Annotated in this window: 18 protein-coding genes and 2 pseudogenes; 14 read left to right on the top strand and 6 right to left on the bottom strand. The window is 35.4% G+C overall.

Features of this window, described 5'->3' with window-relative positions:
- Window positions 1-6: 6 nt before the first annotated feature.
- On the bottom strand, window positions 7-1074 hold the full coding sequence (locus tag V6M85_RS08930) for a Gfo/Idh/MocA family oxidoreductase (RefSeq protein ID WP_338598951.1): 1068 nt from the start codon (window positions 1072-1074) through the stop codon (window positions 7-9).
- A gap of 476 nt (window positions 1075-1550) precedes the next feature.
- Here V6M85_RS08930 and V6M85_RS08925 point away from each other — a divergent pair.
- From V6M85_RS08925 to V6M85_RS08905, 5 genes and pseudogenes are all read left to right on the top strand, one after another.
- Window positions 1551-2582 (top strand): annotated as a pseudogene (locus tag V6M85_RS08925) (ABC transporter permease); the annotation flags it as partial.
- Between the two features lies 1 nt (window position 2583).
- Window positions 2584-3555 (top strand): ABC transporter permease, encoded by a 972-nt coding sequence (locus V6M85_RS08920; RefSeq protein WP_338598948.1) that lies wholly within the window; start codon window positions 2584-2586, stop codon window positions 3553-3555.
- The gene (locus V6M85_RS08915) at window positions 3552-4547 is read left to right on the top strand and encodes an ABC transporter ATP-binding protein (RefSeq protein WP_338598945.1); all 996 of its coding nucleotides are present in this window, start codon (window positions 3552-3554) and stop codon (window positions 4545-4547) included. Before V6M85_RS08920 ends, V6M85_RS08915 begins: the two co-directional genes overlap by 4 nt.
- The gene (locus V6M85_RS08910) at window positions 4540-5343 is read left to right on the top strand and encodes an ABC transporter ATP-binding protein (RefSeq protein WP_338598943.1); all 804 of its coding nucleotides are present in this window, start codon (window positions 4540-4542) and stop codon (window positions 5341-5343) included. Before V6M85_RS08915 ends, V6M85_RS08910 begins: the two co-directional genes overlap by 8 nt.
- A gap of 164 nt (window positions 5344-5507) precedes the next feature.
- On the top strand, window positions 5508-7661 hold the full coding sequence (locus V6M85_RS08905) for an ABC transporter substrate-binding protein (RefSeq protein ID WP_338598940.1): 2154 nt from the start codon (window positions 5508-5510) through the stop codon (window positions 7659-7661).
- Between the two features lie 72 nt (window positions 7662-7733).
- Here the strand turns inward: V6M85_RS08905 and V6M85_RS08900 are convergent, their stop codons facing one another.
- Complete coding sequence (locus V6M85_RS08900; RefSeq protein WP_338598937.1) at window positions 7734-8591, bottom strand: SMP-30/gluconolactonase/LRE family protein; 858 nt, start codon at window positions 8589-8591, stop codon at window positions 7734-7736.
- 62 nt (window positions 8592-8653) lie between these two features.
- Here V6M85_RS08900 and V6M85_RS08895 point away from each other — a divergent pair, with 62 nt between their 5' ends.
- The gene (locus V6M85_RS08895; RefSeq protein WP_338598935.1) at window positions 8654-11074 is read left to right on the top strand and encodes a GH116 family glycosyl hydrolase; all 2421 of its coding nucleotides are present in this window, start codon (window positions 8654-8656) and stop codon (window positions 11072-11074) included.
- A 23-nt stretch (window positions 11075-11097) separates the two neighbouring features.
- On the opposite strand, the gene V6M85_RS08890 is transcribed toward V6M85_RS08895, so the two are convergent.
- Window positions 11098-12567 (bottom strand): DUF2139 domain-containing protein, encoded by a 1470-nt coding sequence (locus tag V6M85_RS08890; RefSeq protein ID WP_338598932.1) that lies wholly within the window; start codon window positions 12565-12567, stop codon window positions 11098-11100.
- A gap of 512 nt (window positions 12568-13079) precedes the next feature.
- Between V6M85_RS08890 and V6M85_RS08885 the strand changes: the two genes are divergently transcribed.
- Both V6M85_RS08885 and V6M85_RS08880 read left to right on the top strand, forming a co-directional pair.
- The gene (locus V6M85_RS08885) at window positions 13080-14819 is read left to right on the top strand and encodes a glycoside hydrolase family 2 TIM barrel-domain containing protein (protein ID WP_338598930.1); all 1740 of its coding nucleotides are present in this window, start codon (window positions 13080-13082) and stop codon (window positions 14817-14819) included.
- Window positions 14820-14968: 149 nt separating this feature from the next.
- Window positions 14969-16078, top strand: a complete 1110-nt coding sequence (locus V6M85_RS08880) for a mandelate racemase/muconate lactonizing enzyme family protein (protein WP_338598927.1) — start codon at window positions 14969-14971, stop codon at window positions 16076-16078.
- Window positions 16079-16174: 96 nt separating this feature from the next.
- On the opposite strand, the gene V6M85_RS08875 is transcribed toward V6M85_RS08880, so the two are convergent.
- Window positions 16175-17071, bottom strand: coding sequence for a dihydrodipicolinate synthase family protein (locus V6M85_RS08875; RefSeq protein ID WP_338598924.1), 897 nt, complete (start codon window positions 17069-17071; stop codon window positions 16175-16177).
- Window positions 17072-17122: 51 nt separating this feature from the next.
- Between V6M85_RS08875 and V6M85_RS08870 the strand changes: the two genes are divergently transcribed.
- The 3 genes from V6M85_RS08870 to V6M85_RS08860 all read left to right on the top strand — a co-directional run bounded on the left by V6M85_RS08870 (window position 17123) and on the right by V6M85_RS08860 (window position 20691).
- The gene (locus V6M85_RS08870) at window positions 17123-17908 is read left to right on the top strand and encodes a sugar phosphate isomerase/epimerase (RefSeq protein WP_338598922.1); all 786 of its coding nucleotides are present in this window, start codon (window positions 17123-17125) and stop codon (window positions 17906-17908) included.
- 42 nt (window positions 17909-17950) lie between these two features.
- On the top strand, window positions 17951-18331 hold the full coding sequence (locus V6M85_RS08865; RefSeq protein WP_338598920.1) for a hypothetical protein: 381 nt from the start codon (window positions 17951-17953) through the stop codon (window positions 18329-18331).
- Between the two features lie 134 nt (window positions 18332-18465).
- Window positions 18466-20691 carry a glycoside hydrolase family 3 N-terminal domain-containing protein gene (locus V6M85_RS08860; RefSeq protein ID WP_422398140.1) on the top strand — a complete coding sequence of 742 codons (2226 nt, stop codon included), beginning with the start codon at window positions 18466-18468 and terminating at the stop codon, window positions 20689-20691.
- A gap of 61 nt (window positions 20692-20752) precedes the next feature.
- Here V6M85_RS08860 and V6M85_RS08855 read toward each other — a convergent pair whose 3' ends face one another.
- Window positions 20753-22873, bottom strand: coding sequence for an ABC transporter substrate-binding protein (locus V6M85_RS08855; RefSeq protein WP_338598916.1), 2121 nt, complete (start codon window positions 22871-22873; stop codon window positions 20753-20755).
- Between the two features lie 432 nt (window positions 22874-23305).
- On the opposite strand from V6M85_RS08855, the gene V6M85_RS08850 reads away from it, so the two are divergent.
- The gene (locus tag V6M85_RS08850) at window positions 23306-24064 is read left to right on the top strand and encodes an alpha/beta hydrolase (protein ID WP_338598913.1); all 759 of its coding nucleotides are present in this window, start codon (window positions 23306-23308) and stop codon (window positions 24062-24064) included.
- 70 nt (window positions 24065-24134) lie between these two features.
- On the opposite strand, the gene V6M85_RS08845 is transcribed toward V6M85_RS08850, so the two are convergent.
- On the bottom strand, window positions 24135-24941 hold the full coding sequence (locus V6M85_RS08845; RefSeq protein WP_338598910.1) for a sugar phosphate isomerase/epimerase family protein: 807 nt from the start codon (window positions 24939-24941) through the stop codon (window positions 24135-24137).
- A gap of 124 nt (window positions 24942-25065) precedes the next feature.
- On the opposite strand from V6M85_RS08845, the pseudogene V6M85_RS08840 reads away from it, so the two are divergent.
- A pseudogene (locus V6M85_RS08840) lies at window positions 25066-25302 on the top strand (hypothetical protein); the annotation flags it as partial.
- Between the two features lie 245 nt (window positions 25303-25547).
- The gene (locus V6M85_RS08835) at window positions 25548-25715 is read left to right on the top strand and encodes a hypothetical protein (protein WP_338598907.1); all 168 of its coding nucleotides are present in this window, start codon (window positions 25548-25550) and stop codon (window positions 25713-25715) included.
- Window positions 25716-25727: the final 12 nt, after the last annotated feature.

The following is a 25727-nucleotide window of genomic DNA, read 5'->3' as shown; positions in this document are numbered from 1 at the left end:
TCCAAATTAAATAACAATATTTATGTCCAATGGTAGCTTTACAATCTGTCTACTGGCCGAGGATAGATATATGGCCTTAATTAATTCTAGGCTTTTCATACCGTCTTTTCCATCAATCGGGAAGCGTCTATCCTCTGATAGGGCTTTTAGGAAATCCTTAAATAATGCCTTATGAAGGTCCCCCCACTGAATAATAGTTTCTTCTCTATACTCTACCTTTTCTTTAGACTCCATTTTTCCCTCAACAGCTACTGTCGCTAGTTTGTTATCTACAATTTCGGCGAATCCGTTACTCCCATGAACTCTTATCTTTCTATACTGATAGTTTATAGGCTTCATGGAGACAGTTTGGGATATGGTTCCTAAAGCTCCATTCTTATACCTTATAACTGCAACCGCAGTGTCTTCCACTTCTATAGACTCATGAGTTAAGTTATCGATGAATCCAGACACCTCTACCACATCACCGTTAAGCCATATCATGAGATCTATTGTATGAATTCCTTGATTTGTCATAACTCCACCCCCTTCAGTGTTCCACATACCCCTCCAGCTTCTAGCTATCTCATCTCTCTTGTAATAGTCTTTTACGTCACGGTACCATTTTAATTCGGATTCGATTAAATACACCTTACCCAAATTATCTATTATTTCATTTTTAAGCCTTTTAATATCGGGGGCATATCTTTCTTGGAATATTACACCTAATTTTACGTTATTTTTTTCAGCTCTACTTATCATTTCCTTAGCCCCAGCTAAAGTGGTTGCCATTGGTTTTTCTACAATTACGTTCTTACCATACTCCATCGCCAAGATGGCTTGAGGTGCGTGTAAATATGTAGGAGTCGCAATAGTGATCACATCGATTTCTGGATTTTTTAGAGCGTCATCAATAGTGGAGTAATATGATATGCCATATTGTTTGCCAATGCTTTCTGCTGTAGCTCTAACTTGATCCACTACTGCTATTAATTTCACAAATTCGACTTCCTTTTCTATCTCCTTTAAGACCTTTACATGCGTCTTTCCCACAGAACCTAAACCTATTACGGCTACACCAATTCTTTTCGTCATAAGTAATAAAGTAAAAACAACTTAAATAAAAATCTACGATAGCCTACGTGTAATACTCTGTCAAAATCTTTAAGAATGAATTTTCAAGATTGTGTTATTTTTTATCTTTACTATGATATAGGCAAGTGCTAAAGTGTTTCATTAATATTATTTACTTATTTGATATAAATATTGATATAACTATATATTTTTCAAAGCGAGAATTTATATATCTTTTAACGATTAATGTTATTTAAAGGAATCTCTCCTTAAATTCTGTTAGGTATAGCGACAACAATATGCATGCAGTATTGTTTATATTATCATTAGTGTGTGTACCATTTGAATACTTAACGCTAATTTTACGAACGGTTCTGATTAAGAGAATAACCTTAATCTTCAGATACCCAACAAACTAAGCATGTGTAAATATTAATCTAAACTCTTACGCATAATATTTATATATGTCATCTAAAAAGTTTAAATTAGGTGCCTATTTAATGAGGAAGGATTTCATTATTAAAAGAGGCATATACTATATTATAGTCTGGTTCGTCGGGATTACAATTGATTTTGTACTTCCTAGACTAATACCGGGCAGTGCATTAGCAAGTATAATTTACGGGAGAATTGGTGGGGCTGGAGCAAACTACGGACAAGACATCCAGCAGGAAATACAAATTCTAGTTCAACAATTAGGTTTGTCACAATATCAGCAACCTCTTTATATACAGTATTTTAATTACTTGAAAGAGGTAGTAACGTTAAACTTTGGTCCTTCTCTTTCTGAGTTCCCTGTATCTGTGGGCACAATATTAAAAGAAGCTGCTCCTTGGACTTTTGGGATTGTTATACCTGCAATAGTTGCATCGTTCTTTATTGGTAATTTGCTGGGTAGAGCTGCTGCTTTATCTAGAGGAAAGATAATAGACTACGTTGTGTTAGGAATAACTATGTTTTTATACACTTTTCCAGTTTTCGTAACTGGTGAGATTCTTATAGAGGTCTTAGCGGTTAATCTTCACATCTTTCCTACTGGCGGGCAATACAATACCCTACAGTTCCTTAAACCTACCTTAAGTTTACCTTTCGTATGGTCAGTTATATATCATGCGATCCTGCCCGTATTAACGTTAACTTTATTCTCTCTTGCAGGATGGATAATGGGTATGAGAAATAACATGATACCTATTTTACAAGAAGATTACATGAACTATTATAGGTTAATGGGTGTTTCTGAAAGAATGGTCGCTAGCAAAGCTTATAGGTTAGCTTTACTTCCGAATTTTACTAGCTTTTCCATATCTATAGGTTATTCCGTATTAGGAGCTGTGGTGATAGAATATTTATTCAATTACGCAGGATTAGGTTATTATTTCAATCAAGCTATCACCGGTTTAGATTATCCCTTGTTAAGCGGAATATTCTTCATGTTAGTTACAGCAATGGTTCTTAGTAATTTCGTAGCTGATATAATATACAGTATAATAGATCCTAGAACAAGCCAGGAGGAAACGGAGGGCGTATGAAATGGCCCAAAGTAGATTTGGTATATTTAACTTCAAAATAGACAAGTACAGCCCCGTCTATAACCTTATAAGGGGCGTATGGGAACAGAGAGTAGCTAGGGTAGGTTTCTACATACTCTTAGCGATAATAATATTCTCTCTAATTGGGGTCTTCTATACTCCATATAATCCTAATTATACAGGATTCCCAAGAGATTTGCCTCCTTCACCTCAACATTTACTAGGTACTGATGATTATGGACACGATGTTTTCTCCCAATTGTTAGTAGGTGGATTTCCAGTAATAGGTGTTGGTTTTGCAGTAGGTCTAATAGGCACTTTTATATCCATTCTAGTAGGTATTACAGCCGGTTTATATGCCGAAACGATGATTGATCGTGTATTAAGCGCAATAACTCAAATATTTCTTATAATACCTGGAATTTTAATTATAGAGCTAATAGGAGCATATTTGGGGGCAGTTCAATTTAAACTAGGTTATCTAACTATTCTCTTTGCACTCTCATCAACAGGGTGGGCATGGGGATCTAGGGTGTTAAGATCTCTAGTATTAGCATTAAGGCGAAGAGAATATATACTATCATCTGAACTAATTGGAGAATCTAAATTAAGCACCATATTCCGTCAAATAATACCAAATAATTTACCATTTATTGCATCTAACTTCTTCTTCACTGCCATTTATGGTATAACTGGATTCACATTCATTTACTACTTTGGATTAGGTAGTCTAACACAAGTTAACTGGGGAACCATGCTGTATTGGTCTTTAGGTGGAGAAGCGTATTTAAGAGGACTGTGGTGGTGGTATATTCCACCGGGACTTATGATAGGTTTAGTAGCATTCTCCTTTGCCTTAATAAACATAGGAATCGATAGAGTAGCAAATCCAAGACTCAGAGTGTGGGATGTTAAGAAGTACATGAAGCAATTAGAAAAAGCAAAGGAAAAGAATGAGGTAGTTGTGAAATGAGTGAAGTTTCCATATCTGTTAAAAACCTAAATGTAGGTTATCTATCAGATTATGGACTAATAAAAGTATTGAGAGATGTTAGCATAGATATACCAGAGGGGAAAATAACTGGTATCGCTGGTGAATCTGGTTCTGGGAAATCAACTCTTGCTACAACTATAATGGGATTTGTAAATCCACCTATGTTTGTACAAGGTGGAAGTATAATTGTAGATGGTAGGTATGATATTCTCTCGATGTCCAAAGAAGAATTAAATAAGATTAGAGGTAAGATAATATCTTATGTTCCACAAGCTGCGCAAAATTCCTTAAATCCAATCAGAAAGGTAAAAGAGACCTTCATGGATATTTTAAAGGCAAAAGGAATGGACTACTATACTAATATTGACGTTGTTCATAGAGCATTGGAGGATGTAGGATTAACTGATAGGCAAGTATTGGATATGTACCCATTTCAACTTTCCGGTGGTATGAAACAAAGAGTTGTAATTGCAATATCCCTTCTCTTAAGTCCTAAGATAATAATAATGGACGAGCCTACTACGGGATTGGATGTAGTAGTTCAATATGAAATCTTGAAATTGTTAAAGAAGATACAAAAAGAGAAGGATCTAACATTAGTCATCATTAGCCATGATATAGCCATGTTATTCCAGATATCAGACTACGTTGCTGTAATGTATGGTGGGCAAGTTGTAGAATATGGTAAGTATCATACATTATTGGAAGCTGCATATCATCCTTACACATATCTTCTACTAAGTAGTGTACCTACTGTTAGATCTAGAGGTAAAAAACTACCCAGAATACCTGGTGATTTCGAAGGCTTTATAAGATATCCAAAAGGGTGTGTCTTCTCATCAAGGTGTCCTTTTGCAACTAGTACATGTAAGGAAACTCCGCCTGAAACTGTAGTATATGATAAATTTGGATTTTATAAATGTAGTAGATATCCAGAGTGGAGAAATGAGGTGAAAAAAGCTTATGAGTAGCAAGCTAATTGAATTAATACATGTATATAAAGATTTTATAGTAAGAAAAGGGGTATTTGGAAAAGAACACAGACCAGGGATATGGGACGTTAATATGGATATAAGGAAAAATGAAATAGTCGGAATGGTAGGTGGAAGTGGTGGAGGTAAGACAGTAATTGCTTGGATGATAGTTGGACTATTAAAACCTACAAAAGGATCAATTATGTATTACCCCATGAACTTAGATGTTACTAAGGCAAATAAAAAACAATTAAAGGAATATAGGGCTGATGTGCAATTGGTTTTCCAAGATCCTTATTCGTCGCTAGATCCTGCTCATACTGTTAAATGGCATTTAGAGAGACCTCTAAAAGTACATAAATATAAGGGAGATATAGAGGAAAGAGTAAAGGAATTATTAAGAGACGTTGCATTAACTCCACCAGAAGACTTCCTAAATAAATATCCTTTCCAGTTATCCGGGGGACAAAGACAGAGAGTTTACTTAGCTAGAGTATTGGCGTTAAATCCTAAGGTATTAATAGCTGATGAGCCAGTATCAAATGTTGACGCATCAATACGAGCTTCATTATTGGATTTGTTTAAGAGATTAAGAGACGAAAAAGGAATATCCATCATGTACATTACCCATGATATCGCAACTATTGGTTATGTCGCTGATAGAGTTTATGTAGTCAAAAATGGCAAAATAGTGGAAGAAGGAGACGTGGAAACTATAATTTCACATCCAAAACATGAATACACTAGATTATTGATAGAAGCTGTCCCTGATCCTTATAAACGAGTAGAATAATTTTTACGTAACTGTTTTTAATCTTTTCTTTCTAAAATGTTGTGAATAAGCTTAGTTTAGAGATAGGGATTATATCACTACGTCTATTGAAAGGATTCTAATATCTAAAATTCTATGAAAAAGTTTAAATAGTATTAAGAGCACGTATAAATAGGCGAAATGTAATGAATAAATACAAAATTGTATCCACAATAGTTACAGCTCTAATGTTAATCAGTATAGGAGTTTTTGCAATACCAATACTCTCACAAACATCATCCTCAGTACAGCCAGAAGGAAGTATGGTTGTTGTAGCTTCACCAGTAGGTACGTGGCAAGATAATTTCAACCCATGGAATGATCCTAATAATCCAGCATACATGGGATTATGGCTTATTTACGAACCATTAGCTTTAGCAAACCCCTTAAATGGTGAGATTATTCCTTGGTTGGCTACTAATTGGACTTGGACCACTGGTTACGTTACCACTTCTAATGGTACTAAAATACAAACACTAGCACTAATACTGTATTTGAGGCATGACGTGTACTTCACTGATGGTACACCATTTAACGCAACAGCAGTATGGTACACAATAGCACTAGAACAAGCATACCCACAACTAGGGCAATTGGCAGGAGATGTTGCAAACATGACAATAATAAACCCATACGAGTTAGAGATAGTATTCAAACCCGGACAAACTCCAATCATCTTATATACTGTATTGGAACAATGGATCGTTGACCCCGCTCAATGGGGTAAATTATTCCCAGTGGAACAATTGCCCAATGGTACTTTTGTCGCACTAAACAAGACCGGCAATCCATTTACATACGCCAACCCAAACCCAATAGGAACTGGACCATACATGCTGTACAGTTACAGCCCACAACAGATAGTATTAGTAGCTAATCCACACTACTGGATGCCCGGAGAGCCTAGAATAAAATACATATTGTTCCCTGCGGAAGCAAGTAACGTACCAGCAGATACAGCATTAAATAACGGTCAAATAACTTGGGCTGGACTATTTGAACCTGATATTCAACAGAATTTCGTAGCTAAGAATCCAGCGTACTATCACTATTATTTTGCCCCAAGTTCACCACAGATGGTTTTGTTTAATGATATGAGATGGCCCTTGACTGACCCAGTGTTGAGGGAAGCAATTTACATGGCCATCAATAGAACTGCAATTTACTACCTAGGTGAGTATGGGTATGAGCCACCTACGACTACTCCCTTACCCTTACCACTACAAATGTTAAACGTGTTAAACTCTTCTGTCTTACAAATGGCTGAGCAAATAGCTCCTCCACAAGGTAATGTGACTGGAGCTTTGCAACTACTAGAATCCCACGGTTACAAGTTGGTTAACGGACAATTAATAGCTCCAAATGGTACTCCAGTTCCTACAATGACAATAATGGCTCCAGCAGGATGGACAGACTGGGATGCAGACCTAGCACTAATAGCACAAGACTTGAAACAAATAGGAATAAACGTACAAGTACAAACACCCCCATTCTCCACTTGGTACAACTACATGCAAACAGGAAACTTCTGGATGGGAATGATATGGGATTTAATTACTGGTCCAGCGCCCATTTTCTACTTCCAAGGATATATGTGGAACTGGTGGAATTCTCCTGGTAATGTTACACCAATAGGAAACACAACGTATTATAACATGGAGAGGTTCAACTTATCTGCGAGGTTATCCCCAAACTCTCCTCTAGTTAATCAATTAGTCTACTACGCTTGGGGAAATATTACTAATCCCACTGTCGAGAATCAATTGATAAATGAGCTAGCATTAGCTTGGTTAAAGTATATGCCAGCATTTGGTGTAGTTTATGGTGCAAATTGGTATGAATATGTCAATAATACTGTTACTGGTTGGCCTACACCACAGAACTATTATTGGCCAGCCCCACCATGGGAATCTACTGGAATTACGCCTTTACCAGTTGTTTTAGCCTTGCATTTGGTTAATCAGTCTGTTCCAGAGCCGTGGTGGTATTACACTTCACAAGTTCCTCAAAGCTGGTACACTTCAAATGATCCATTCGTCTATCAACCAACAAGTACGACAACTACTTCAACTTCAACCACTACAAGCACGAGTACTACTACGACGACAACTACAAGTACTACTACTCAAGTTTCCACGAGTACAGTTACTTCAACTACTACTCAAGTATCGACAACTACAAGTACTGTTACTCAGACTGTTACTTCTTCATCATCTAATACTGGATTATACATTGCAATAGCAGTAGTAGTAATCGTGATAGTAATCGTAGGAGTAGTGCTAGCACTAAGAAGAAGGTAAAAAATAACTATTAATAAAATGAAATATTTTTTCTTTTTCTTTTTTAAAGCAAAACTAGTTTTTTGCTAATCTTTAGTGATAAGGGAGAAATCTGTAAGCTGGCAAACCTTTAATATTTAATTTTATTGTAAATAATTTTCCGGCTAAGGGCTCTCCTCCTCGACTCATGGTAGTTATAAACAATTGGTTCATTTCTGGGCCTCCAAAAGTTACTGAGGAAACGTATTTGACTGGTAATTTTATTTCATATATTTTCTCTCCATTCTTTGGATTCCATCTACTAACCTTACTGCCTCCGGAATGAGCTATCCATAAATACCCTTCCTCATCAACAGTCATTCCATCTGGCCTACCTGGTTCTTCTCCAAAATCTATAACTGTTCTCCTATTATGAATATCTCCACTATTCTTATCGAAGTCAAACGCAAATACTTTTCGTAATGGGGTATCTATAAGGTAAAAAATTTCGTTTTCTGGATCCCAACCTAAACCATTAGATCTATAAAGGCCATCTAGTACTTTAAATAAGTTCTTTCCGCTTAATTTATATAAACTTGCTGTGGGTTTAGGATTTTCAATGTCTAAGTTCATGGTGCCTGCCCAATATCTACCATTTGTATCGCACTTGCCATCGTTAAATCTATTTTCTTTATCATTTTTTAACTCATAAATCGGGGCTATCTCGTTATCATTTAAACTGACAGTATAGAAGCCATGCCTTAATGTAACTATGATTCTCTCATTATCAATGACACAAAGAGAAGTAACCAAATCTGGTGTACTAAGATACTTTTCTTCATTTGTCTCCAGATTATATAGAATTATCTTTTTCCCTTCTATATCTACCCAGAATAAAGTATTCAGGGCTTTATCGTACACCGGACTTTCTCCTAAAATTGCCTTGTAACTTCCAAATGGTTTTAATTCCATGTGACATGTAGAAGAATAGAGAGCTTAAAGCTTATTTATTACCTTCTGTATAGGGGAAACTCATGAAATATAAATACGCTTATACACTAGATTCTGGGGTACCATTAGGTGGTATTGGTACTGGGTCAGTGGAGATAAGAGCTGATGGCAGATTATACTCATGGACAATATTTAATAACGGTGGGATTGCTGAGAGAAACGAGGATAGATATAAATATTTTTTAAATGAATTTGACTCTTTTTTCGCTGTAGATTATAAAGGGAAAGTTAGAATATTGCAATCATATGATTACTATTTTGGTGCAAATCCTTATACAAGGCCTTGGATAAGACCAGTTAAGGAAGTGGAGTTTGTCGGAGAACCTCCCATAGCGTATTTAAGATATGATATACCAGTTTCATTAAAATCGTTTTCACCATTGATACCATTAGACGTTAAAAATTCAGCTTTACCGGTCGCTATTTTTAAATTCAATAGTGATGGCGATGATAATGCTAGATTTTTCTTTGGAGTAAATAATCCATTTGAAAAGGGTCAAATAGATCTGATAGGCGGCGATGTTATCACCTTTAGAGGTGAGACCGAGTCTGAAGATCCTAGATATCGAGGTAATATCTGTATTAAAGTGATAGGAAAAGAAACTAGTGTTGTTGGTTATAATCAAATTTTCGATTTCTGGGATGATTATAGGGGTAAAAGGTTAAAGGAAAAGAAGGGAGATAGACTAGGAATAGTAAGTGGTAAGGGAAGAGAAGTAACGTTTATATTATCTTGGTATTTTCCAAATTTCGTCCTAAAGGATGGTAGAAGGATTGGCCATTATTATGAGAACTTCTTCAATAATTGTAATGAGATAGTGGACTATGTTGTTAAGAATCTCAATTATCTTGAGGATAAGACTACGCAATTTCATGATTTGCTATATAAACCTAAGGGAGTAGAAGAATGGATAGCTGATCTCATTGGTGCCCAGATAGCTACTTTAGTGAAAAGCAGTTGGTTATCTAAGGACGGATTCTTCGGATTATGGGAAGGTTATTTTGACACATCAGATCAGAGGAAGATAGGTAAGTATCCCTATACTGATGGCCCGGAAAATACTGCCTTGAACACAATAGACGTTTTACTGTACGCACTGCCGGGTGTAATGTTATTATTTCCAGAATTAGCTAAAAACGTTGTTAGAGATCTTTCAAGTAGAAGTCTTAAGGAGAATACTCCAGAATATGTGATATTAGCACTCTCATTTCCAGAGAATTTAATTAAATATAAGGAAGAAGTGAGAAAAGATCCAACTATAAGTACTGATGTTAATAAACTATACGAGACAATAAAGAGGATTGTAAAAGAAACGGGTAAAGATCCTAAAGGTAGAATGCCTCATTACATTCGCCACTCTTTGAACGTAGATACTTATGAGAGAATAGATATTAATCCAGAATTTGTATTATTATATTATTTAGTATCAAAATATACTGGCGATGAGAAATTATTAAAAGAAGTTTATGATATTGCAAAGGGAGCAATAGAAAGTATAATGAGGACTCAGACTCTTGAGGGTTTACCTTACCTCACTCTACCGTCTGGAATAGAATGGATTCGCCACGTTAACAATATGTTAAATGTTAATGACGCTCATAAGATTCTTGGCTATCACTCTCTCTCTTTATCAATGCAAACTTTAGATGATTGGTCTTGGCTAGGTTACTCCTCATTTGTCTCCTTCCTATGGTTAGCCTCACTAGAGGCTTTAAACGATGCCTCAAAAAGGCTTGGTAGGGAGGGGAATTTTGAGGTAAAGGAACTATTTGATAAGATAGTAAAATATCTGTGGAATGGTGAGTATCTCATAAACTGGTATGATCCAGTGTCACGATTAAGAGATAGTTCTTCTAACGCTTCGCAAATAATAGGAGACTGGTATGTTCAGCTGTTAGGATTATCGGAATTTTTAGATTACGAGACAAGGAAGTCTGTGTTCTCTTCAATAATGAAGTATAATTACAGAGAAGAGGAGGGATTAATAAACGGATCTTCAAGTGAAGAGATAACACCATTAGGAGTCCCTCTATCTATACAGTCTAAGACTCCGTGGAGTGGAGTAGAGTTCTATCTAGCATCACATATGTTATATAATGGTTTCGATGAGTATGCCAAGAAGATTCTTAGGAACGTTTATGAAAGGTATGAATTAGCTGGCAACTTTTGGAATCATATTGAGTGGGGAGCTAGATATATGAGGCCATTAGTTGCGTTGTCAATGATACATTCAATTGAAGGCTTAAGAGTAAATTGGTTAGATAGGGATGTGAGTATTGATAAGAAAAGAAATATAAGTTGGATCCTCCTCCTTCCAACAGCGTGGGGTTCAATAGAGATAAATGAAGGTAAAATTAAGATTAAAGTGTATCACGGTGAGCTTAAATGCAAAATAAACGGTATTGAAGTTAATGTAAAAGAAGGTAATGAAATAGAGACCTAGAAAAATTCAGGTAATGAATTACTTCACTCTAGTATTATTTCAGCTTGAAGCAGATCCAGGTTTTCATCTAGCTTGAATGCTACCATGTCATAATAATCATTTAGGTTTATCATGTTCCATCCAGTATTTAGCGTTAGACTATCCTCTCTCACCTTAGAGAATAATGAATATTCAGCTACTCTTATTTTAGTAGACTTTGGTGAATAAACTCTCAGTTTCTTTTCTGAAAATCCTTTTAGAGGTATACCACCAAACCATCCGTCTATTCCCGCAGTAGGCGAATAAGCGCCGTCGTGAATCCACATTCTTATTGGATTCCACGGTTTCTTGAATAGCTCTTTTACTGGAATAGCAAATATTCCTCCATCACCTGATCTATAAGTATATACCCCAGTATGGTTTGCATATGAGGCACCAACATAAAGATTTTCTCCATCATGTGCCATTCCAAAAACAGCGCCACTCTCTGAAATTATCTGAGGTACTACAGGGTCAATTCTGAGTAGTAATCCAAATGTAGTTCTAGCTGACATATCTCTTAGATCCTCAGCTGGATTAGCAGGTATGATTGGTATTCCCATTATGTAGACTTTTTGAGCTCTGAAACCGGGGATGTATGATGGTCTTTCCGACTCTGGATTACGTATTTCTAGGAAAGGATATAGCTTGTATATATCTTTTTGAGGGTCAATATGAATGAGGGCTCCACCATAGAACGCTATTAACTTATTCTGTATTTGTACTATTTGCCCTCCTACTCGTCTTATCTGTATTTTCTTGTTGTTATCTAGAGGGAAATCAAAAGACTCCACAAATTTGTGTTCACCGTTAAGTGTATTATAAACGAGTATTGATGAAATATCTGTGTGAATTGGATTAAATATTGTAGCAAATATTTTATCATCTTTCATTTCCATTTTATAAACAGTTCGATTTTTTACTATGAACTCTGCATCCCTAGTAGATACACCAACTTTCCATAAGCCCAATTCTGCATGTCCATCAGCTCTACTGAAATATACTGAATCCTCATGCTCATCATATAATAAATCGGTGACCTCTCCATACCAGTTGTTTGGAGGTATTTTATCGTCCCATTTTCTACTCCATAATACCTCTACCTTATCATTATCGTAAATCGCATGTATGTGACTGTATTTATTTCTCATATCCTGATACTTTAGAATTCTTTCGTATTGAGCGACCTCTATCATCCCTGGTGGGGCTTTTAACCAACCTCCTATAAACAATAAATCTTTAGACCATGTTAATGCAGCGTGTGTGTCACCTGCAACTCTTGGTGCTCTTCCTAATTTTTCATATCTATATATGACCTCGCCATTAGAGTAAACTTTCGCTGCATGACCATCATGGACTATCATATTCTTTGACATGGGGTGAAAACCAATATATAACGACCTAAATTGATGGTGACCTAACGCTACTTCATTATGTTGAACGAATTCTTTTAAAACTAGTTTAGGTTTTTCCAACTTCTATCCACAATCGTAATGGTTCGCTTCACTATTTAAGCATTTAGCGTTACTGTTTTTATAGACTCAAGAGGATTAACATTTATCTATTAACTTTGTTTCTTTGCATTATAAAAGGAAGTCAGCAATGTGAGAATTGTTAAAGATAATATATCTTTAAAAAAAGAAATTATATAAAACAATAATTGAGGTTTTTTGGTTTGGGTCTCCTGTATTCAACTCTCGATCCCTGGATTTCACAGAAGTCGTGGATAACTTGTTCATCCTTCTCAATTCCCTTCGCGGGGAACCCCACTAACCCTTTGAGAAAACCCCCACATCTTGATTTAACCCTATCACTACTCGGGAATTTATCATCCACATCTAGGGTGAGATCTGAAAAGCAAATTGTAATTGTAGTATTCAAAATTTCACGCTTTTATGGGAACTGTCTTCCACGGCATTTATAACTAGTAACTACATTTTTGCATTAAAGAAAATCTTTAAAACGTAACTCTATTTTTAATCCTCTTATGCGGTCTTGGTATAGGCAAAGAATATCCCTTGAAGGTTTCTGGAAGTTCAGATTAGATGAGAGAGATCTCGGAGAGAAAGAAAATTGGTATGGAGGCTTTGAGTCAGATGACGTCATTTATGTACCTGCTTCTTGGAACGAGCAAAATCCGGATTGGGACCAATTTTCCAGTATTGCATGGTATGAGAAGAAAGTCTTCATAAATGAAGAGCATAACAATAAGGAAGCCTGGATTATATTTGATGGAGCTGGTTATTTTACTAAAGTTTGGATTAATGGGTCTTATATTGGGTCACATGAGGGATCTTTTACCAAATTTAAATTTTCAATCAAAGACAAGTTAACGTTTGGAGATTTTAACAATATTATTGTGAGAATAGACAATAAGCCAGATGTACATAACCTCCCTCCGGCTAAAGAATTAAACGTAACTGCCTTTGATTTCTTCAACTATGGTGGAATTCATAGGCCTGTATATATCGAGTTAGCCGATGAATGTCATGTAGAGGATTTAACTATACACACTAAAGCTAATGGGAAATTAAGATTAAAGGCAGAAGTTAACTGTAACGAATATGATTTGAAAATTAGACTAATGGATAAGGAAATGAATAATTTAATATTGGAGGACGAAATTAAGGGAGCTAAATCTAGAATAGTAGAATACGAGAGAAGCGTTAATAACGTTAAACCATGGGATCCAGAAAGTCCTAATCTTTATATACTCATACTAGACGTTTACGTAAATCATAAATTAAGAGACTCGGTGTATGAGAGAATAGGTTTTAGAGATGTTGAAATCAGAAACGGTAGAATATATTTAAATAATAGACCCATATTCCTTAAAGGGTTCGGAAGGCATGAAGACTTTCCAGTGTTAGGAAAGTATATGTATGGTGCTGTGCTAATCAGAGACTTTTACCTTATGAAGAAAATAGGGGCAAATTCCTTTAGGACCTCTCATTATCCCTATTCTGATGAACATTTAGATCTTGCGGATGAACTAGGCTTTTTAGTTATACTGGAACCACCATTATGTTACTCAAATATTAATAGGATATTAAACAAGGAGGAAATCGCTAAATTATTTAGTGATGAGAGGTATTTAGAGAAAGCTAAGAGTGTAATAAACGAGATGATAAAGCAACATAAAAACAGACCTTCGGTTATAATGTATAGTGTAACTAATGAACCACCAAGTGATATCCCAGAAGTGGCGGAGTTCATTAGAAAGATAGCTGAATACTTTAAGGTTCTTGATCCTACGCGAGGAACGACATTTGCATCTCATAGGTCTATAAACGATTTAGCTTTAGGTTGTGTTGACGTCATTTCCCTTAATTATTATCATGGTTGGTACACGGAATGGGGTGAGATATCTAAAGGAGTTAGCATAATGTTAAGAGAAATTGAGGAAATACATAAAAGGTTTCCAGATAAGCCCATAATGATAACTGAGTTCGGTGCTGATGCAATTCTAGGTCTTCACAGTGATCCACCGCAGATGTGGTCTGAAGAATATCAAGAAGAAATGATAAGAAGCTACGTCGAGACTTTAATGAGAAGAGACTACATTGTAGGATTACACATATGGAATTTTGCAGATTTTAGAAGTACACAAAGTCCCATGAGGTCAATACTCAATAGAAAGGGTATATTTACTAGAGATAGACAACCCAAGTTATCAGCTAAAACAGTTAAGGAGTTATATAGTAAGATCAAAACTTTTTTGTCCTAACTTGCTTTTAAGGTCTAGAATGACAGTCCTACGAATTCGTAACGTGAATTAGTTGAATGGTTAGAGGCAAAGCATGTAATGCCTAATATATTGATTAATGTTCAATTTTCGAAATAAAGTTTTTATTTTTAAGATCTTTTGATATTAATATGCGGATAACAAGCGTAGAAGTGGGATTGTATAAAATTCCATCAAGACATATTCAAGAGAATTCCATAGCTAGATTTACTGCTTATGAATGGACTATAGTCAGGCTAAAATTCTCTAATAATATAGAGGGTATTGGTTGGACTTACACTCAAGGTAGAGGGGGTAGTTCAATTTTCCACTTAATAACTGATTATTGGGCAAAGGAACTTCTTTCTGAAGGGGATTTGGACCCTTTAACGCTTAACAAGAAAGTGTGGTCATTAACTTATTCCTATGGCTTAGAAGGCTTAAGTAGGCTAGCTTACTCCGCTATAGATATTGCGTTATGGGATGGTTTAGCTAAATCTCATGATTTGCCATTATACGAGATGTTAGGAGGTCCAAAGTCTCCAAAGGTAAAAGCTTATAGAAGTGCAATAGATCTTAATTTCTCTATTGAAGAATTAGTTGATGATGTAAAGAAGTTTAAGAATATGGGGTTTAAGGCGTTTAAAATAAAGGTTGGAAAGCCAAATTTTGAGGAGGATATAGAGAGGATAAAAGCTGTGAAGGAGGTAATAGGTAGTTATCCCTTGATGGTTGACGTTAATAGGGGATGGAATTTCCAAGATACCATAAGAAGAGGTAAGGTATTGTATGACTTAGGCGTTTACTGGTTAGAAGAGCCCATAGAAGCCGATTTATTAGATCAATATAAGATGCTAAGGGAGAAGCTTGACATTCCCATAGCTGCTGGAGAAAGCTTATACAACGGTTTTGAGCAAACTAGACTAATAATTGAGAAATGCGTAGATATTGTTCAATTAGATGTATTGCGAAGTGGAGGTATAACAGAGTGGATGAAATACGCTAAGCTTGCAGAATCCTTAGGTTTACCAATGGCACCACATTTCGGTGAGGAGATTTCAGTACAAGTTTTATCCGCAATAAAGAATGCTTTGTTCCTAGAACACTTACCGGGAAGTAATTTAAATGATAGTGGAGTTCTGAAGTCTTCGTTAAAATTTGAAGATGGCTACGCGATTCCTCCAGATAAGGCTGGACATGGAATAGAATTTGACTGGGAAAAATTATCAAAATATCAAGTATTGTATAGTAAGATAGGTTAAAGTGGGTTAGGCACTTATCGCATTCTAAAAAAGAAAAGCAAATCGTGTAGGCAAACAGTTAATTTAGACTAGAGAATCGAATAAAAAACAGTAAGTCTATAATTTTTCAACAGAAATTATGTCGTTTATTTTTTCTATCATTTTCTTCTTAATATCATCACTTACCACATCATCCAGATTTGGCAATGGTGGTCTAACAACATAACTTGATATTAATCCTCTTAACCAAGCACCTAACTTGGCTAAATGCGACATCGTTAATGGAGTTTTGATAAAGGCCCTATACTCTAAAAGTGTATTATATAGCCGTATAGAATTCTCTAAATTACGTGCCCTATAGCTTTCAAAAATCTTAAGTGGTAATGCAGAAAACGATCCCATTGACGTTGTAAACCCTTTAGCACCTAATACAAGTCCTAATAGTGCCCTCTCCTCTAGTCCATCTATAACGTCTACCTTATTCCCTATTAATCTCTCCACCTCCTTAAATTCCACTACGTTATATCTAGCTTCCTTTAATGCTTTAAAATTCGGTATAGAATCGCTTAACTTCTTTAAAAGCTGAGGTGAAAGATCTACTCCAACTGTAGATGGATTGTTATATATTACAATAGTGGAATCGCATGACTGACTTACCTTTGTGAAATAGTCTAAAAGACCTTTGTCATTACCCTTCAAGTAATATGGCGGTGTAATCATTATCTTATCCACACCTATTTCCTTATACCTTCTACAAAGTTCACTGGTCTCTAAGAACGAAGTTGATGATGCTCCAGCTATGATCTCTCCCTTATTTAATGCTTTCCTTACCGTATCCACTACTATTACTTTCTCCTCAAATGTCAGAGACGAGAACTCACCTGCAGTACCTAAAGGTACTATATACTTATAGCCAACATTTTCCGCAAATTCAATCATCTTCCTTAAACCCTCCAAATCTAAGTCCAATGATTTAGTAAATGGTGTTACGTTAGTTAAGAATACTCCTTCCATAACTATACACTCGTATAAAGATTTTTAAGAATACTGCTAACATGTCATTTAATGAAAATTGTATTTTCAAGCTTAGCTTATCCCGAGTTAGGTCTAAAAGAGGTCGTGGAGAGAGTAAATAGGTTTGGATTTGACGGATTAGAGTTAAGGGTTGCAGATGATGGGAGGCACTTAAAACCAGAATTTCCAATAAGTAGAGAGATCTTAGAAATTCTCTCTTCTATTAAAATATCGGATTTAGCAGGATACGCTAGATTTTCCTCAGAAGATGAGAACGAAAGAAGGAGAAATGAGAGAATATTGGAAACTTTAATTAAGATAGCTAATATCCTAAACGCATTAGGTGTGAGAATATATGGTGGAGAGTTCTCTGAAGAAAATGTTATACATAAAATAGCGGATTCGTTAAATAGAATGAGTAAAATAGCACGTGACTATTCCGTCAAAATATTGGTAGAAACTCATGATAGTTTAGCGAGAAAGGATAACTTGGTTAAGTTGATAGAAAATTTAGATTATGAAATCGGTTTTGTATATGATCCTGCAAATGTAATTTTCGCTGGAGATTCACATGATGAAGTTTATCCACTCATAGCTAAAAGGATATTTCAAGTCCACATTAAGGATTTCGTAATAAGAGATAACAAGAGAATATTCGTTGAACCCGGTAAAGGTGTAGTTCCCTTATCGAAGATTATAAAAGATCTTAAAGTCGATAACTATAAGTATTACGTATCAGTTGAGTGGGAGAAATTGTGGCACCCTGAAATAGAAGATAGTGATGTAATATTGCCGAAGTACCTTTCATACTTGAGAAAGATTATAAATGAGTTGTGAAATTATAGGCAAAATACGTATGAAGGAAAATAGGTAATTAATATGGTAAGCCTTTATAAAGCGTTGATGATGATAGGATTTGAAAAGGTAGCTCCTAGGACATTACGAAGAGGCAATGTTGAGGTACATTTACGCTTCGGTTACGGTGAAGCGAAGTGGGAAATACACACTCCCTTAGGGTCAGCAACATATTTAAGTCAAAAAAGGGCTTTACACGGCCTAGTGTTAAGATTTGCAATTTCAAAAGAGGATCTAGAAATTTTAAGCTCATTAGGAGTAGATTACGCTAGAGAAGAACTAATTAATTTCGAGAAAACAATGAAGAGAATAGAGAAGGGAAGTCGGAAGGCTATTTTAAACTACATATCCTCAATTGAGAGGGAACAACTGGATTTTAAGTTAAATAAGAAAAGAGGGAAATAAATTATTATTTATTATAATGAATATCATAACTACTTAGGTAACTAAAGGGGTATTGTAACATGTAAGCCCAAACTCTTAAATATTCTATAGGTTGTTCTATTAACGTGACAAGTGTAAGGAAAATATTAAGCCACATGAGTTTAGAGGAAAAGATTGCACAACTACAAGCTACTCCAATAGATAATTTACTCGAAGGCAAGGAATTCTCAGAAGAGAAGGCTAGAAAAATATTACGTTTTGGAATAGGGCAAATTACTAGGGTAGCTGGAAGCAGATTGGGTTTAAAACCTAAAGAAGTCGCAAGTATTATAAATAAGGTTCAGAAGTTCCTTATGGAAAATACTAGATTAAAAATACCCGCAATAATACATGAAGAATGTCTTTCTGGTTTAATGGGATATACTGGTACTTCTTTTCCTCAAGCAATTAACTTAGCTAGTACATGGGATATGGAATTAGTTAAAAGCGTAGCTTCCACAATAAGATATCAAGGAAGATTAGTTGGAATCCATCAATGTCTTTCTCCAGTTTTAGATGTGTGTAGAGATCCCAGATGGGGAAGATGTGAAGAGACGTTTGGAGAGGATCCCTATCTCGTAGCGTCAATCGGTTTATCATATATTAATGGCTTACAAGGTGAGAATGAACTCGTAGCCACAGCTAAACACTTCGCAGGCCATGGTTTTCCCGAAGGTGGAAGAAACATTGCTCCAGTTCATGTGGGTAATAGAGAATTGAGAGAAGTATTTCTCTTCCCCTTTGAAGTTGCAGTCAAATTAGGAAAAGTAATGTCTATAATGCCAGCTTATCATGAAATTGATGGAATTCCATCTCACAGCAATATGGAGTTACTAACTAAAACTCTGAGACAAGAGTGGGGATTTGATGGAATAGTAGTATCTGACTATGATGGTATAAGACAGCTAGAAACAATACACAGAGTGGCATCAAACAAAATGGAGGCTGGAATACTGGCTTTAGAGGCAGGTGTCGATATGGAATTTCCCAACGTAGATTGTTATGGGGAGCCATTAATGAATGCAGTTAAAGAAGGCCTTATTTCAGAGGCAATGATAGATAGGGCGGTAGAAAGGGTATTGAGGATAAAGGAAAGACTTGGCTTATTTAATAATCCCTTTGTCAATGAGAATAACGTTCCTGAAAAACTAGACGACCAAAAATCTAGGGAATTAGCCTTAGAGGCAGCTAGAAAATCAATAGTTCTCCTTAAAAATGATGGTATACTACCATTAAGTAAAAATGTAAATATAGCCGTAATAGGTCCCAATGCTAATGAGGCTAGAAATCTATTGGGAGATTACACATATATGGGGCATTTAAATCTTGAAGGAGGTATAGAGGTAGTTACAGTATTGCAGGGAATAATGAGAAAAGTAAATGGAAAAGTACTTTACGCTAAAGGTTGTGATATCGCAACTGAGTCCAGAGATGGATTTGCAGAGGCAATTGAAATAGCCAATAAATCTGATGTGATAGTTGCTGTAATGGGAGAAAAATCCGGTTTACCTCTATCATGGACAGATGTTCCAAGTAAAGAACAATTTGAAAAATATCAAGCAGTAACCGGAGAAGGTAATGATAGAACCAGTTTAAGATTACCCGGAGTACAAGAAGAACTAATTAAAGAACTGTATAAAACCGGAAAACCTATAATATTAGTTCTAACAAATGGAAGACCTTTAGTGCTAACACCAATAATTGATTATGTTAAAGCTGTGATAGAAGCATGGTTCCCAGGTGAGGAAGGAGGTAATGCCATAGCCGATGTTCTTTTCGGGGATTATAATCCTAGTGGTAGATTGCCTATATCATTTCCTATGGATACTGGACAACTCCCCCTTTACTATAATAGGAAACCTTCATCATTTAGACCATATGTCATGATGCGTTCAGCGCCATTATTCCCCTTCGGATACGGTCTAAGTTATACCGAATTCGCCTACTCTAATCTAGAGGTAATGCCTAAAGAGGTAGGCCCTCAAGGTTATGTTAAGATTTCGGTAACTGTTGAAAATGTAGGGAAAATGGAAGGAGAAGAAACTGTACAGCTATATATATCCAAGCCTTATTCTAACGTAGCTAGACCAGTTAAAGAATTAAAGGGATTCGCTAAAGTATACCTAAAACCAGGTGAAAAGAGGAGAGTAGTGTTTAACTTACCAGTAGAGACTCTTTCATTTTATGATCGCTATATGAGATTAGTAGTAGAAAAGGGAGACTACGATGTGTTAATAGGAAGATCATCTGAAGATATAGTTCTAAAGGATAGTTTTAAGGTTAAAGACACAAGACCGCTAAGCGATAGACGGATGTTCTTATCAGAAGTAAAAATAGAATGAATAAAATAAAAAAGCTTTTTACTTTTTGAAGGATTTGATTTTTATTTATAGTCTAATGTTCTTATCTTCTTCTTAGTGCTAGTACTACTCCTATGATTACTATGATTATGACTACTACGGCTATTGCTATGTATAATCCCATGTTTGATGATGAGCTAGTTACTGTTTGGGTTACGGTTGTTGTACTAGTTGAAACTTGTGTTGTTGTGCTCGTTAGTGTTGTGCTTGTTGTGGAAACACTGGTCACTGTTGATGTAGTTGTGGTAGTTGAAGTAGTGGTACTTGTGCTAGTTGTTGTTGGTTGATAGACGAATGGATCATTTGATGTGTACCAACTCTGAGGAACTTGTGAAGTATAATACCACCACGGCTCTGGAACAGACTGATTAACCAAATGTAAAGCCAAAACAACAGGCAAAGGTGGATTGTACCACGGGGCACCTATCCAATAGTTGTGCTGTGGCGTAACCCAGCCCGCAACACTGCTATTAACGTATTCATAATTCACCCAACCATTAATCAGAACAATTGCTGGCATGTACTTTAGCCAGAACATTCCAATCTCGTTCAGCAGATTTTCATATGCAGTTAAATTGGTATAGTTCCCCATTGCATATTGATATAGCTTAATTATAGGTGGAGAATTAGGAGTTAACCTTAATGATAAATTTAACCTTACTACATCGTTTGTAGTACTATTACCTATTGGAGTAATATTACCCGGTGTATTTACAGTATTATATAGAAAGGCCTGGAAGAACATTATTGGGGTTGGTCCAGTTGATAATAGATATATTCGTTCCATCCAAAAGTTACCAGTTAGTAGATCATTCAATGCCGTAGTAAATGGAGGCGTTATCACTTGTACATTTATACCTATTTGCTTTAAATCTTGCGCTATGAGATTTATTTCAGCGTCCCAAGCAGTTGATCCAGCGGGTGCTTCTATCGTCATCGTAGGAACTGGAGTACCATTTGGCGCAATTAACTGACCATTAACTAATTTATAACCATTCGATTCAAGCAATTGTAAAGCAGCAGTAGCATTACCTTGTGGAGGAGCTAATTCTTGAGCTAATTGTAGTACAGTAGAATTAAAGTAGCTTAGTTGACCTGTTGCTACTGGTAAAGCTATAGCTGGAGTAGTATAGTTATAGTAAACTAAGTAAGTTATTGCAGTTCTATTTATAGCTAAACTTATTGCTTGTCTTAATATTGGGTCAGAAAGAGGCCATCTTAAATCATTAAGATATAGTACGCCTGGTGATGTAACATGTTGGAAAAAGTAATGATTGTATTCTGGGTTTTTAGAGACGAAAACTTGCTGAATATCTTGAATTGAAAGACCTGCCCATTGTATCTTATCTAGTGATAAATCAGTTGCTGCTTGAGTACTACTAGCATACGCTGGGAATAGCAAGTACTTTATTCTTGGTTCTCCCGGCATCCAGTAGTGTGGATTAGCTACTAGTACTATCTCTTGTGGTGAGAAGCTGTATAACATGTATGGTCCAGTGCCTATTGGATCTGGATCTTGCCAAGTATATGGATTCCCAGTCTTGTTTAGGCCTACGTATGTGCCATTAGGTAATTGTTCAACTGGGAAGTACTTACCCCATTGAGCAGGATCAACAATAAACTGTTCTAGTACCGTATACAGAATCATGTGGGTTGTCCCTGGTTTGAATACTATTTCTATTTCGTATGGGTTTATTATTGTCATGTTGGCGACGTAGTTAGCCAAGTATCCTAGTTGTGGGTATGCTTGTTCTAGTGCTATTGTGTACCATACTGCTGTTGCGTTAAATGGTGTACCATCAGTGAAGTACACGTCATGCCTCAAATACAGTATTAGTGCTAGTGTTTGTATTTTAGTACCATTAGCAGTTGTGACGTAACCAGTGGTCCAAGTCCAATTAGTAGCTAGCCAAGGAATAATCTGACCAGTACCATAATTAACTAATGCTAATGGCTCATAAATAAACCACTCACCATCATAACTAGCAGTAGGAGAATTCCATGGATTAAATACATCTTGCCATGTACCAACAGGATTTGCTACTACAACAATACTACCTTCTGGTTGTACTGATGAAGACTGTGATACTGCTAACTTAAAGGGTAGTCCTATACTTAATATAATTAATATGGCAACTAATAATGGAATATCCTTTTTCCACATTTAGCTCACAAATTAGGTATCTTTTTAAGAATATTTATCCTTAATATGTTACATGTTAGTTTATTATATTCTAATAAACTTCTATATAAAATATCACACAATTTATATGGTATAAGTTTTTTAGACGTTAAGTATAATTTGGATGATACGTTAATTTTACCTTGTATCAAAACTAGTTGTTTCCATTTATTTTGAAAACAATGCAATTTTATTAGTTAGAAAATAATAAACCCTAAAATGTTAGATATATTCGCATATAATGCGGAATGCAGTTATGAAAATTTCCGAAAGTAAGTAGTTTTCTCTTTCTATAGTATGTGAGAAGTTAGTTCCTGATAGGACTAGGCTTTAAACAAATGTAACGCTTAAAAACGAAAATGTTTTAATTGTTGTTTATAACCTAATTTGGCGATAAATAATAGGGCGCATATAATGTCTTGTATACCATTTTCCGGTTTCATTTATATTTCAGAAACAGATTGGCTTTTTCATATAATATATAAACCACGTCTAAAGGGTAAGAGTTCACTGTTGATTATGTTTCATGGTTTTACAGGGAATCACATTGAGGCTGGAAGACTATATACTGATTTGGCTATGCACTTATGCAATGAGGGAATTTCAACTCTCAGATTTGACTATAGAGGTCATGGTGATAGTTCTGGGTTTTTTGAGGATGCTTTTTCACCAAAAAACGCTTTAGATGATGCGGAAACCATTGTTAATCACGCACTTAAGATGGGTTATAAAGAGATTGCATTTCTTGGCTTCAGTTTAGGGGGTTATATAGCTTTAAAAATGTTTGAAAAATTCAATGAGGCCATAAAGGCTTTAGTATTATTCGCACCAGCGATTTTAGTCTCTGAGCCTAAATGGGAAACTCATTTTGATAAATACGCATACACTCCGCTCACATTTGGACCATTTAGAATCAAATCAGAAGTTGTTAAAGAAATGACTCATAACGTAATGGGTATTGCAGAAAAAATAAACGTACCGACACTCATTGTTCACTCCAAAGATGATGAAGCAATTAATTACTCTATCTCAGTGGAATTTTTTAATAGGATGAAGTTTGAAGATAAGCAATTAATCCTATTAGAAAAGGGTGGTCATACATTCAATGAGTATGGGATAAGGCAGAAATTGTATAAAGAGGTAACAGAGTGGTTAAGAAAAAGACTAACTTAACTAATAATTTAGAATAATATTATTTTAGTATTGGAATATCTTTAAGTGTATTTTCATTTTCTAATAAATTTCAATCTATCTGATTCAATATCTTTAGTATTCCTTCAAAAGATTCTTTAGTACTGGCTTCTGGATCGTTTGCTGAATTTCTATAATGCGTTTCCAAGGATATTACATATGGTCTCCCTTTCATTGCTTTAAACTGTTCCCTATAATTGATCATACCCTTTCCTACTGGCATCCAAACAAAATGCCCATCTCTTACAATTGCGTCCTTCACATGCACATGCAATATGTCATTCTTAATTAGTTCATAACCATCAGGATATGGTGTTTCCCTAGCAAAGAACGCATTTCCCGGATCCCACAATACCTTAACCCATTTAGATTTGATTTTATCTAGGAACGCTCTAAGATCTTTTCCAGTACCTACCAGACAACTATACTCATTTTCAATTACTAATGTTATTCCCTCACTACTAGCTATATCAATAGCATTTCCAAATTTCTCAGCTAGTTTATCTATATAATACTTTAGTTCACCTTCATACCAGAAAGTAAAAATTCTAGTGTAATCAATATCCAGTTTTTTGCTTAGTTCTACTACTTTTCTTAAAATCTGTAAATGTTCTCTATATCCCTTTTCGTCATTTATATATATCTTGAACGTAGGTGAGTCAAGATTTGATATCATCATTCCATACTTTTCAACTATCTTCTTCATTTCTACAAATTCCGAATCACTTAACTGAGTTACGTTTTTGTTCCATAAGTTTCTCACTTCCACGTAATTCGCACCTAACTCCTTTATAACTTTAACAGAGTGTTCAAAATCTTGAGAAATTTCATCAGATATTATACTTAGTTTCCACTCCATTAGTAGATAGCGTTGATTGTAATATTAAAATTTTTCTTTCTAACTAACTAATTAAGTTAGAGAGTACTTAGTAGGGGTCTACAATAGGTTTCCCAAGGTGTTCTTAATTTCACTTTAATGGTTGTTAAGGAGTAATAATTTGGTTGAGTGTTTTAATTCTCTTCTAGAGAGGCGTTTGTTTGGTCGTTTTCATTCTCCTCACAGATTGTTTCAAATTTTGTGGGCTATTGGTTTTTGGTTTAGGGGTTTGATAAATTTTTCTCTATTTTCCATTTTTATTATAGCCACCGGTATTATTTTCATTTTTAATATACTTTTTCACTTATTCCTTTATTGTATTATGATAACTGAACGAGATTAATACAATTCGCAATGGAGCCCTGAATTACCCAGAGAATCTGCAACTGCTATTCTTTATTTATTCATATAGTATCCTTATAAGAGCGAAGAAATAAGAAAATCATTAAAGCTTTGAGAAAAAGATCATGCTAGTAACTAATTACATATAATTTTTCTTAAATATAGAGTTAAAGGAATAATTTTTCAATACTATGTTGATAGTGAAGAGACAAAAGCTTATAAAAGGATTGTCAGTACAATATCAAGATGGAAAGTTTAAATAAAATGAATCCGTGGTGGTTTTTTAGCAATTGGGAGTCCAAAGATAATAATTTAATTCAATGGAATTCACAAAAATATAAATGGTATCCTTCATGGTTATCTTTAATTTCCATAACTCCTTACAGCTTAAATTTTGTCTATGGTCCAAGATAAGTCGGAAAGACA

This window comes from Sulfolobus tengchongensis (genome assembly GCF_036967215.1).
GTDB lineage: Archaea > Thermoproteota > Thermoprotei_A > Sulfolobales > Sulfolobaceae > Saccharolobus > Saccharolobus tengchongensis_A.
This window is presented reverse-complemented; position numbering and strand designations above follow the sequence as displayed.